Raw genomic sequence first — 9,149 nt, 5'->3', positions numbered from 1 at the left:
CAGGTAGAATTTCACCGGGTTTCCCGATAATTTACCGGGTCTGACGCACCCTACACATTCGCGACACTTTTTCGGCTATTCCCCGAAGCAGTTGCCGGCAAACCTCATCCTTCAATAACTGCAAGAATTAGCGCGTCATTACCTTTCTTCTCCTTTGACAACAGAAGAATTTTTGCCAGCATTCAAAAAACCTGGCAGCTAGGGAAGATCAACAATCCAGTAATGTCCAGTTTTTACTTATTTACTACTTATTGTATTAGCTCAATCACAGCCACCCAAAACCCCGTCGCTTCCTCCGAGTTTTCGGGGATGCTACAAAATCGCTTGATCTACAACGATTGCAGTTGTTGAAAATAATACAGCCAAACCTATAACAAATATACTAATTTTTACAACCATTGTTTAAGTGAATTAAAGTTTTGTGAATATTTGTGAATTTCTTGTTAATATATATAAAATTGGCGGTTGAATCCGATCGCACTCAGACTGAAAGTGGTATTAAATAATGGAAGATCAGAAGATCATCAGATTAGTTCTCATAAATCCGCGATCCCATCATTCCCACCCCTTTAACTGGCCAAATCAGCCATGAGCAATCATCTAGCGGTCGCGACCGCCACCGCGACCTTACAGCGGATTATACAGCGAGCCGTGCAGAGAGACGTGGACGGAGCGCGAGTCACCACCGTGCGCCCAGACGGTTCGAGCGGGTCAATTCCCGAAACAGGTGTGAATCTATACCTGTATCACATCAAACGTAACCCAGCCCTCACCAACCAAGACACCCCCAACTTCCAACGACGGGGGGACATGACCCGACGCAGACAAGCGGCGATCGACCTATTCTATGTGGTATCCTTTTACGGGAATGATGGCGATCTCGAACCCCAGCGCCTGCTGGGTAGCGTCGTCCAAACCCTGGAAGACCAGTTAGTATTGAGTGCGGACACCATCCGATCGACGATCGCCGATCCCACCTTTACCTACCTCGCGGACTCCGATCTGGCTGAACAAGTCGAACAAATCCGCTCGGAATTTATCTCTGTCTCCACGGACGAACTCTCTAAAATCTGGTCTGTGTTCTTCCAGACCCCCTACGCCCTGTCCCTGGTGTACAAAGTGACTGTCATCATCATCGAAAGCGACATCGCCGGACGTTCCGCCCTACCTGTGCGCGATCGCATTTTAGGCGGTACAGTCTTTCCCAAACAACCCGTCATCACCCAAGTGGTCGCCGTGGGAGGTAAAAATCAACCCATTTTCAGTAACAGCATCCTCTCCATTCGTGGCCAGCATCTCTCTGGTGTCTTAACCCAAATCCGCATCGCTCAAGTAGAAGTAACCCCCCAAGTACTCAACAGTGGGGAACTACGGCTCCCCTTGAGCCTGATTTCCCCCTCAGTGCTACGCGCTGGCGTGCAAAGCCTACAAGTCATTCACCTAAGCGCCCCACCCGCACCCCCCCGTAATGGGTCTCAGGTAGGGGGAACCACCACAGCGACTACCAGGCGTAAAACTCCCGCCCGTGTTCCCCAAGTGGAATCTAACGTCGCCCCCTTCGTCTTGCGCCCTACCATTGATGCGGTCACAGTCCTAGATTTAGATGGATTTGACGATGAGCCACGGTCGGGAACCCTCAGCATTAGCCTTAATTTGGCGATCGCCCCCGGTCAGCGAATTGTCCTGATGATGAACGAATACAACCTCAATAGCGATAATCCCGTGGGCTACCTATTCACCGCCCCACCCATTACTCGCGCCACGGCTACCGTCTCCATCCCCATTCGGGAAGTCAAACCCGGAGAATATTTAGTGCGAGTCCAAATTGATGGCGCAGAAAGTATGCTGACTGTAGACGACAACCCCGACAGTCCAACTTTTGAGCAATACATTCAACCCAAAGTAGCGATAAATTAAACAGCACCCCCTTCCCCATTTCCCCCGTGACCATGACTGACTCAAACAGCCCATTCACCCACGACCAACAAACTCTCATACTCGCCTTAACCCGAATTAAGGAAAGAATCAAAGCGGCATCATTAGGGGAAACCCGACCGGAAACCACCGTAGCAAACATCATCCCCCCTGTCTTAGAGCAACTGTGCGATACCTTTGGGCTATCTACCTTTGAACAAGATTTGCTGCTACTGTGCGCCGGAATGGAACTCGATGCCGATTTTCCCCTACTCTGCGCGGAAGCCAACGGCGACCCCCAAAAGCCCTATCCGACCTTTAGCCTCGCCCTCAATATCTTCGATGACCCCCATTGGAGCGCCCTAACACCCAATGCTCCCCTACGTCGCTGGCGTTTACTAGAGGTCGGAGGCGGTGCGGTTTTGACCCTCAGCCCCCTTCGCATTGATGAACGCATCCTCCACTATCTCATCGGGATACAGCATCTTGATGAACGCTTATTCGGGATTGTAGAATCCCTGGGGGAGCCCTCCCTGTTAGTCCCCTCCCATCAACAACTAGCCCTAAAAATTGCCCAAACCTGGTCGAACTTTAGCGAGGAGTCACAGTTACCGGTTGTCCAGATTTGCGGGGAAGATATGGCGACTCGACAAGCGATCGCACAGGTGGTCTGTCAACAGTTAGATCTAGAACTCTATCTGATGGATGGCGATCGCATTCCTTCCGCCACCGCAGAGTTCAACCTTATGTTAAAACTATGGGAGCGCGAGTCAGTTTTGGGAGGTTATGCCCTCATTATCGACTGCGAACAGGTAGAAATGAGTCGCCACGGAGACGGTATCTGGCAACTGATTGAGCGCATCGGTAGCCCCCTGATGATTACCGTTCGCGATCGCCTTCCGCAGCGGACCCGACCCCTGCTTAACTTCGAGGTTACTCGCCCGGGCGCTGCCGAACAGTACCAGTATTGGGAAGAACACCTCGGAGAAGGTACTACACACCTCAACGGCCACCTACAACGAGTTACCGCCCAATTTAACCTCCCCTCCCCCGCCATTATCGCCGTTTGTACGGCTACCGCCAGCCAGGGAATTTCCCCCGAAGATACAGAAACCTTTATTGACCACCTTTGGGATGCTTGTCGCCTCCAAGCTAGACCCCGCATGGAAGATATGGCCCAGCGCATCGAAGTTAAAGCCACCTGGGCTGATTTGGTTCTCCCGTCGGCTCAAATGCAAGTTCTGGAAACAATGGCCGCTCACCTCCGCCAACGTTCCCAAGTTTACGAAAATTGGGGTTTCGGTAAAAAAAGCGATCGGGGTTTAGGTATCAGCGCCCTATTTGCTGGACCCAGTGGCACCGGGAAAACCACGGCGGCGGAAGTTCTCGCCCAAGCCCTGCGACTCGATTTATACAAAATTGACCTGAGTTCCGTCATTAGCAAATATATCGGCGAAACGGAGAAAAACCTTCGCCGCGTCTTTGATGCTGCCGAAAGTGGGGGCGCGATTTTGCTCTTCGATGAAGCTGATGCCCTATTTGGTAAGCGCAGCGAGGTCAAAGACTCCCACGATCGCCATGCTAACATCGAGGTTAGTTATCTGCTGCAACGCATGGAAGCCTACCGAGGTTTAGCTATTCTTACCACCAACATGAAGGGTGCCCTCGACCCCGCTTTTCTCCGTCGCATCCGTTTTGTGGTCCAATTCCCCTTTCCCGATGCTAAACAGCGCGCCGAAATCTGGCGGCGTATTTTCCCCTCGGAAACTCCCACCGATGGGCTCACGGTTGAGAAATTGGCGCGTTTGAGTGTCTCTGGGGGTAATATCCGCAATATCGCCCTTAACGCCGCTTTTCTGGCTGCTGATGCTGAAGAACCGGTAATGATGAAACATCTACTCGCCGCCGCCCAAAGTGAATATATGAAACTGGAAAAACCTTTGATGGATAGTGAAGTTAAAGGCTGGGTTTAATAACTAATAATTGATATGAAAAAAGATATTTATTTAAATCAACAATTAACGTTTATTTTGCCATCACAAAAAACCCTCGAATTGTTGGCTGTGAATGGCATTGTTGCTGAGGATGATGGGAAGGATATTAATGTTTATCTGACGCTAGAAGTACCCTTTGATACCTATCAATTGATTGAAAAAGAACAATTGTTTAACTTGAAACCAGAGGTTTGTAGTCCCTTAATCGACCGCCAATTTGACCCTTACACCAATTTAACCCTAGAATTGATGCTCAAACCGGGTTTGCTGCCTCAACTCACCCAGGACGAAACCACCACGGCTACTCTCATCAATCACCTACAACAACCACCCGGACCAGAACCCCTACCTCACCAATTCACGGAAAACTGGTTTTGTTTGGGAGTGCGACAACAACAATTAGACAAAACGATCGCCTATCGTACCCTTTGGGATTGGGCAAATCCTGACACCCTCGCTCAACTGGTTGCTACGGGAAAAGACACTTTTCAGCAGTTAGGGGCGCAAATTAAAACGGCTTTGTCAACCGGAAGCCAAGCCCTCGAAGAAATTAGCAGGGAATTGGGCGCGCCACCAACAGGGGACTCGGATTCCTCAATTTCTGCCCCCATTTCCCAAATCATGGCGGCCTTTTTTAACCAAGATGATTGGGACTACGTTAGCTTGGACGAGGGAGCTACCCTAGAGATGGCATTTATTGGCGACAATGGCCGTTGGAGTTGTTCCGCACAAGCCAGAGACGAAGAACAACAATTCCTGTTTTACTCGATTTGTCCCCTGACAATTCCTGCGCCAAAGCGATCGGCTATTGCTGAATTATTAACAAAAGCTAATTCTGGTTTAATTCTGGGCAACTTCGAGTTAGACTATTCCGATGGGGAGGTTTGTTATAAAACCAGTATCGATGTAGAAGGCGATCGCCTTACCCCGGCTTTGGTAGAATCCCTCGTTTATACAAACGTGACGATGATGGACCAATACCTGCCAGGTATTATTGCCGTACTCAATGGTACATCCCCCGATAATGCGATCGCCCAAGTTGAGGCTGAATAAATACCCTATTTTCTCACCCCCTAATTGACTACCTAACACCTGCTTCTTGGGAAGCCTTATGCAATGGTAAGACCCCCTCAGCGCCCAATTCCCAAAACCCGAACCGGAAAAGCTCTCCGAGAAAGCACCGTTGCTACCGCCCAACACCGCGTCCGACGGGTCGGTTATAATGCCTTCGCTTCCGCCTATCGATTTCTCCCCCTGTGGGTAATTCGGCTTTTACCTTTCATTCGCGAAGATGTCCGAGATCTCCTCCGACGGCGCAAACGGGGCGAAGAAATTCCCGAAGACACAGACATCGAAATCCTCGATACGCCTCCACAACTTGCCGAAGTCAGCCCCAGCAGCCTCAACCCCTATCCCAAATATCGCTGTACCCACGGCAACCCTCTATTCTGCCCCCTGGCTACCTCATCCACCACCGCAGAAACACAGGTTTTAACCTGTCTACAATGCGGATTTCCCGCCTTCCTCGCCACCAAATCCGAAATTATCGGCAACCAAGGCCGATATCGCATCGTCAGTTTCATCGGTAGTCGGGGTCTGGGTCGCCTTTATCAAGCAGTGCAAACCAACAACAATAAAACGGTCATTATTAAAGAATATCTGCTCCCCCAACGTCACTTTAACCCACAGGAACAACAGCAGACCAAAACAGTATTTGAAAATGTGGCAGGATTAGTCCCTGCTGATGGTCGGGTGCAGGATTTTCGGCTGCTAGTCCCCTCAGAAGCGATCGCCGACCGCCACCAACCCCGCTGCTACACCGTTACCCCCACCCTCTCTAACAGCTATCCCACCCTGCGAACCTATATGCGCCAATTTGGTGCTATGACCCCCCAACAAGTCCTGCACCTCCTCGACCAGATTTTGCAAAGCCTGGAAGCCCTCCACACCCAGAAATACCGCCTCCCCTCCGGTCAAATTCGCGAATCTGTAGCCCACGGGAACCTCAGCCTGGACACCATTCTGATTTTACCCATCGAACAGCATCAGTTTCATCGCCCCCAATTTATCGCCTACATCGCTGACTTAGCCCTCACAGAAAAGCCATTTCAGCCCGGGTTAACCACAGTTACCCAGGCTGATCCTAAGCTCGATTTAACGGCTTTAGGTGCGATCGCCTTTGACCTTTTAAAAGGAAATTGGCAACATGATTTAACCTCCCCCATCGATGTCCGAGGGCAGACTTTCCGCTACCAATTCCCAGAAGACTGGCCCGAAAACTATCTCCCTCTGCAACAGTTTATATTGCGACTCCTGGGATTCAATATATCCTTTGAAAATGCCAAAGCCGCCCGGGAAGCCCTCCCTAAGTTATCTGAAATTGACGACAATTATCAAGCGATCGTCTTAGACACAGAAGATACAAAACCCCCTTTTCCCCGGCTGTGGCTTCTGCTACTGCTTCTGCTGGCTTTTTTAGGAGGAATTGGTATCTGGCGGTTATTATATCGCCCCTATGTCGTCCTAGCTGACCACCGTTTTTCTCCCTGTTGCATCAAAGATATTGCTGCTATTCCCAAAGGAACATTTAGCTACACTGCTGAGGAAAATGGCGTTTGGAATTATTCAATCCGACAGCGCAACTTAGTAGAAAAAGGGAAAACCTTAGAGTCAGAATTGCAACAGCGCATCCCAAATATGCTGAAATTGGTTTATAAACCCCAACCAACAACCGAAAAAGCACTGGCTAAAGTTCGCAACCAAGAGGCAGATTTTGCTATTACCAGCTTAATTCAGGACTTAGACAGAGACTTAAATGCTATTCCCTTTGCTTATGATGGTTTGGTCGTGTTTGTCGCCTTTAGTTACCAGCGCCGCCAGAATTCCTTACCTCACAATTTAAACGGACAAATATCAATTAAGCAATTGCGACAACTATACACCGGAGAAATTAACAACTGGAAACAGTTAGGAGGGCCGGATTTACCTGTGCAATTGTACATCCCCACCGATGGAGAAGCTATCCGCATTTTTGAAGAACGAGTCCTACAAACCGAGCGAGCGATCGCTCAATTTCGGCGACTGTGGCAAAAACCCTCCTCAGATAATTTTATCACAACTGAAACCAATGTCAATAGAATTCGCCAAATCCCCACTTTTCAAGCGATGAGAACAGTTCTTCAGGATTTTGAAGAACGACAAATTGGCAGCCTGTCTTTTGGCCCACTCAGCCAAGTTTTTCAGCAGTGTTCTGTCTACCCTCTGGCGATCGTAGAAGGCTTGAGACCAGCCGTACAACCCCTAAGCCATAACAATGAATCTATTACACCTGGAACCGATTTGTGCAATGATAAAGGTAGCTACTATCCATCAGTTGAGCTATTTCAAACTGGACAATATCCCTTAGCCTATTCTCTGGCTGTTGTTTATTCATTTGATAACAGTTTATCCCCGGTAGGGCAGAAATTTGCCGAAATTCTCAAAACAGAAGAAGCACAAAATCTGCTCATTAAAACGGGATTAGTTCCTTTACAAAACCTTAGCCAAAATCGTTAACCAATTTAATCATGAACCCTAACCAACCCCCAATACCACACCCACCCCCCGGACAACCTAGCCACCCCATTGGTTTAGTTGCGCCCGCCCAAATACAGTGTCATAATCCCAAAGATTTGATGTATAAAATCGCCCAAAAAGTTCACGCCGACCCGATGCTAAAGCAACAGATCCAAGAACGAGTTTACGAAATGTTAATTACTGAACTTAATATCAGCCGTGAACGATAGTAATCTCCATCTTTATTACATCTTTAATGATGTTCATAAATTGTTAACATATATCCGAGTAAATTATGGAAGCCATACCCAGCACTAATACCTTTACACCCCGCTACAATTATATCACAACTAATCGCTTTTATGTAGAAATGGAAAGCACAATTTCCGCATCTTTTTCGGAATGTTCTGGCTGGGGAGTAACCTTGCAAAAAGAAGCCTATTTAGAAGGAGGAGTTAATGACCAACAGCGAGTATTTATAGGTCATGCTGAGTTTGACGACATCACCTTAAAAAGGGGAATGACTAATAGTACAATATTCTGGAATTGGATGATAACTACTATGAGTAATCCCATATATAATCGTCGGAATATCAATATTTTAATGTTCAATCAAGCCGGGGAAATTATGCAAGCATGGACTTTGATTGGTGCTATTCCCATTTCTTGGAAAGCACCAGGATTTCAAGCCGAAGGAAGTTCAGTAGCGATCGAAGAATTAACCCTAGCTTATGAAGGGTTACAAGTGACCACACAAACCCAGGGTGCGGGAGGTGTAGCCATCAATAGAAGGCGGGATCGTTTTGGATACTTTTAAAGGACAAATTATCAAATATCAGACTAATTTTTGTGGTAATTTGACTCAAGGTATATGTCTACAAAATCGGATAAAATTTCATCCACGAACACCCCATCAGAAGCACCTTTAGGGGTCAAAAATCCCATAGTTTCTCCTATACCATTAGGACAGAAATTTTTACAGCCTATAGGGGCACGATCTATCTCAGTTTTAGATTTATCTTTATTTTCTAGTAAAGGAGTAGAATTACAAAGGTTTTCTGATTGGGATAGTCCTTTTCTATTAGAGTCAAAACCTGACTTAGGTAATCGAAACATTATCCAAGAAAAGCCACTGAATGATGTTGATTTTTCTGGCAATAGTGAAATAGAATCGATTCCTAAACCCACAGAAATATCTCCTATTCCCACATCAGAATCATCTGCAATTAGAAGGGAATTAGATGCACCATTTGAGGACTTAGACAATATAAATCAAGACCAAACAAAAGTTAATTATCAACAATCACAACCCTCCAAGTCAACCATATTTAGAAGCATATTAGGGGATTATGTATCTCCAAAATCAAACCGATTTTATCCTCCTAAATACCCCGAAAGCCAAGAAAGATCGAAATCCCATCATTCTGAATCTATACAAAGACAATACGAATCTTCAACTTCTGAACCTATTTCCGACATATCCCCAATTCAACGACTCTCAGAAACCTCGGATTCGGGAGATATAAATGATGCGATCGCCTCTAATGATTCCCCTTCAATTCAGCGACTCTCGGAAACCTCAGATTCATCTCCAATTCAGAGACTCTCGGAAATCTCGGATTCGGGAGATATAAATAATGCGATCGCCTCTAATGATTCCCCTTCAATTCAGAGACTCTCGGAAAC

At 47.3% G+C, this 9,149-nt stretch carries 6 protein-coding genes and 1 pseudogene; all 7 read left to right on the top strand.

What is annotated here, in order from left to right; genetic code table 11:
* Positions 1 to 588: 588 nt before the first annotated feature.
* Positions 589 to 1,917: a DUF4255 domain-containing protein gene (locus P5674_RS04835; protein WP_006617732.1), complete on the top strand. Its 1,329-nt coding sequence runs from the start codon at positions 589 to 591 to the stop codon at positions 1,915 to 1,917.
* 32 nt (positions 1,918 to 1,949) lie between these two features.
* Positions 1,950 to 3,887: an ATP-binding protein gene (locus P5674_RS04830; RefSeq protein WP_006617733.1), complete on the top strand. Its 1,938-nt coding sequence runs from the start codon at positions 1,950 to 1,952 to the stop codon at positions 3,885 to 3,887.
* A 15-nt stretch (positions 3,888 to 3,902) separates the two neighbouring features.
* The gene (locus tag P5674_RS04825) at positions 3,903 to 4,961 is read left to right on the top strand and encodes a YbjN domain-containing protein (RefSeq protein ID WP_006617734.1); all 1,059 of its coding nucleotides are present in this window, start codon (positions 3,903 to 3,905) and stop codon (positions 4,959 to 4,961) included.
* 63 nt (positions 4,962 to 5,024) lie between these two features.
* Complete coding sequence (locus tag P5674_RS04820) at positions 5,025 to 7,463, top strand: substrate-binding domain-containing protein (RefSeq protein ID WP_006617735.1); 2,439 nt, start codon at positions 5,025 to 5,027, stop codon at positions 7,461 to 7,463.
* An 11-nt stretch (positions 7,464 to 7,474) separates the two neighbouring features.
* The gene (locus tag P5674_RS04815; protein WP_006617736.1) at positions 7,475 to 7,693 is read left to right on the top strand and encodes a hypothetical protein; all 219 of its coding nucleotides are present in this window, start codon (positions 7,475 to 7,477) and stop codon (positions 7,691 to 7,693) included.
* A gap of 65 nt (positions 7,694 to 7,758) precedes the next feature.
* Entirely contained in the window at positions 7,759 to 8,280 is a 522-nt protein-coding gene (locus P5674_RS04810; RefSeq protein WP_006617737.1) for a phage tail protein, read from the top strand.
* A gap of 54 nt (positions 8,281 to 8,334) precedes the next feature.
* Positions 8,335 to 9,149: pseudogene (locus P5674_RS04805) on the top strand (hypothetical protein); the annotation flags it as partial.

Source organism: Limnospira sp. PMC 289.06, assembly GCF_032350395.1.
GTDB classification, from domain to species: domain Bacteria; phylum Cyanobacteriota; class Cyanobacteriia; order Cyanobacteriales; family Microcoleaceae; genus Limnospira; species Limnospira platensis.
The sequence above is the reverse complement of the archived record's forward strand: the minus strand, read 5'-3'. Positions and strand labels throughout refer to the sequence as shown.